A 1344-nucleotide genomic window follows, 5' to 3' on the forward strand; every position below is an offset into this window, starting at 1 on the left:
CGAGACGCCGGCGCTGACACGGCCGTGAGACGCCGCAGGTCAGCCCGCGGCGCCTACGACAAGTTCAGCGAGTTCCTACACGCACGTCACCTGCGTGTCACTGTCCAGGTTTCGTGTCAGAGCCGGGGCGCTCCTGCAGGTCGCCGGCGTCGTCGGCGGCGAGGTGGTTCGAGGCAGGGAGCACCGTGGCGTGAGCGTCTGCCACTGACAGTGGGTGGCCGGTCCTCGTCCCGCTGGGGACCCCCCAGCGGCGCAGCTGCGGCCGCTCGATGCCAGTTCAGCGCCGCCGCCCCCGTGGCCGTCCCACTCGGAATCGCTGGCCGATCAGCGTCACGCTGTCAATCCGCCTACGGCGACCGGTGATGGCGCTTGGCAGACCGGGCAGCAGTCCTCACTGAGTGCTGTCGAGGATCAGTCGGGTTGCTTCCTGCGGCGCGTCCCATTGTGGGAAATGACCGCACCGCTCGAACCAGTGCAGCACCGCGTCGGGGAAGAGCTCCACAGCGCGTGCGGCCTGTTTCGGTACGGTCACCAAGTCACGACGCCCCCAACCGATCGTGACCCGGCCGGTCACGGTGCCAGCAGGCGCTCCCTGTTGCTTGGGCCCATGGATCAGGGCGTCCAGGGCCGTGCCATTCACCGGAAAGTCGGCCAGCCCACGCACGTCCGCCAGCACGGTGTCGCGCGAGAGCGCCCAGGGCCGCGCCGACAGCTGCGCCAGCAGCAGCGTCCTGCCCACCGAGCTTCCGAGCAGTGCTGGCAACAGGGGCCGTAGCGCTCGCACCAGCTTGATCGAGGGTCGCAGCGTGGCGCCGAAGGCGAAGACCTCGCGGTCGCTCCAGAAGCCGCCCGGGTCCAAGGCCACGGTGTCGCCGCCAAGTCCCCGCCGCGCGAGCTCGAGCACCATCCGGCCGCCCATCGACTGGCCGACGGTCGAGACCCCGTCTAGTCCCTGTTCGCGGATGAAGTCCGCGACGGAGTCAGTCAAGGTGGCGATCGAGACCTCGCCGGTCAAGGGGGGTGTCTCACCGAACCCTGGTAGGTCAACGGCGATGACCTCACGGTGCTCGGCCAGTGCTCCGAGGATCGGGGACCAAGATCTCCACCCTGCACCCAGACCGTGAATGAGTAACAGCGGCCTGCCGCTCCCTCGTCTTACGTGATTAAGCGACACATTCGTGAACGCTAACTCACCTGTAGAGACCTGTCCACCGACGAGGGCTGCGTGACGCTGGCGCTCCTGTAGGGACTCGCTGAACTTGTCGTAGGCGCCGTGGGCTTGACCTGCGGCGTCTCACGGCTGTGTCAGCGCCGGCGTCTCACGATCGTGTCGCGATCCTCAGC

1 protein-coding gene is annotated in these 1344 nt (G+C 68.1%); it reads right to left on the reverse strand.

The features are described from left to right. Nucleotides 1-391: 391 nt before the first annotated feature. A complete protein-coding gene (locus tag WDV86_RS01715; RefSeq protein WP_339565855.1) occupies nucleotides 392-1174 on the reverse strand; it encodes an alpha/beta fold hydrolase in 783 nt (260 codons plus the stop codon). Nucleotides 1175-1344: the final 170 nt, after the last annotated feature.

Source organism: Pseudokineococcus sp. 1T1Z-3, from assembly GCF_037482365.1.
GTDB lineage: Bacteria > Actinomycetota > Actinomycetes > Actinomycetales > Quadrisphaeraceae > Pseudokineococcus.